The organism is Streptosporangium nanhuense, assembly GCF_059358815.1.
Genome location: NZ_JCADBG010000098.1, coordinates 1 through 1,315 on the forward strand (window position 1 = coordinate 1; position 1,315 = coordinate 1,315).

At 66.4% G+C, this 1,315-nt stretch carries 2 protein-coding genes; both read left to right on the forward strand.

Features of this window, described 5'->3' with window-relative positions; all coding sequences use genetic code 11:
- Positions 1-50 precede the first annotated feature (50 nt).
- On the forward strand, positions 51-374 hold the full coding sequence (locus tag AC5L38_RS44135; protein WP_495248808.1) for a transposase: 324 nt from the start codon (positions 51-53) through the stop codon (positions 372-374).
- A 2-nt stretch (positions 375-376) separates the two neighbouring features.
- The gene (locus AC5L38_RS44140; protein WP_495248809.1) at positions 377-1,285 is read left to right on the forward strand and encodes an IS3 family transposase; all 909 of its coding nucleotides are present in this window, start codon (positions 377-379) and stop codon (positions 1,283-1,285) included.
- Positions 1,286-1,315 lie beyond the last annotated feature (30 nt).

Here is a 1,315-nt window from a genome sequence, read left to right on the forward strand (position 1 = left end):
TGGGCTTCCCCTTCTAGCGTGGAGACCTGACCTAAGGAGAAGGTTAGGTCGTGGGAGAGACCAGACGCAGGTTCGATCCGGAGTTTCGCGCGGGCGCGGTGCGCATCGTGCGGGAGACAGGAAAGCCGATCGCGCAGGTCGCCAAGGACCTGGGCATCAATGCGGGCACGCTGGCCAACTGGGTGCAGATGGACCGGCTGGCCCGCGAGCAGGACACCAAAGGTGGCGAGCTGGCCGAGTCCGAGCGGGAGGAACTTGCCCGGCTGCGCCGGCAGCGCACCGAGTGGGCTAAGGAGCGCGCCGAGCTGGAGATGGAGCGCGATGTCCTCAAACGCTCGGTGGTCTTGTGGGTTCGAGAGGCGATGGGCCGGTAGACGTGGCGGCCTTCATCAGCTCCCAGAAGACCGACTACGGCGTGCCCCACGCGTTGACCTGCCGGGCCTTGAGCGTCTCGCAGTCCTGGTACTACAAGTGGCGTGACCGGGCGCCGACGGCACGGCAGCAGCGACGCGCAGACTTGGACGCGGCGATCGAGGCCAGGTTCACCGCCTCGGGCGGCACCTACGGCAGCCCGCGCATCACCCGCGACCTGCACGAGGCCGGATGGCGAGTATCGGACAACACCGTGGCCGGACGCATGGCCGAGCTTGGGTTAGCCGGCCGGGCGGTGAGGAAACGTCGATTGCTGACCCGTCAGGGCAAACGGCCCGCCGCCACCGACCTGGTTCGCAGGAACTTCACCGCGGTCGCGCCGGACGTGCTGTGGTGCGGCGACGTCACAGAGATCGTCACTGATGAGGGCAAGCTCTACCTGGCCACCGTCGAAGACCTGTTCTCCCGCAGGTTGCTCGGCTACGCCATGTCCGAGCATCACGACGCGGCGCTGACCATCGCCTCATTACAGATGGCTGCGGTCACCCGTGACGGGATCGTCGACGGGGTGATCTTTCACACCGACCGCGGCAGCGAGTACAGCGCCGCCCGTTTCCAGGCGGCCTGCCGGCACTGGGGCGTCGTGCAGTCGATGGGTCGGGTCGGCTGCGCGCTCGACAACGCCGCCGCCGAATCGTTCAACTCCACCCTCAAGGTCGAATACGTCCACCGACATCGCTTCACAACGCGGGCCGAAGCCCGCCTGAAGATCGCCACCTGGATCGCCGATTTCTACAACACCCGCCGCAGACACAGCGCCGCCGACGGGCTACCCCCGATCGTCTACGAGCAGCAGATCATGACCGCGCGAACAGCCACTAAGGCGAGGTCTCAAAGGACCATCGCCGCATAACCGAGTCTCCACACTTTCAGGGGATGGACA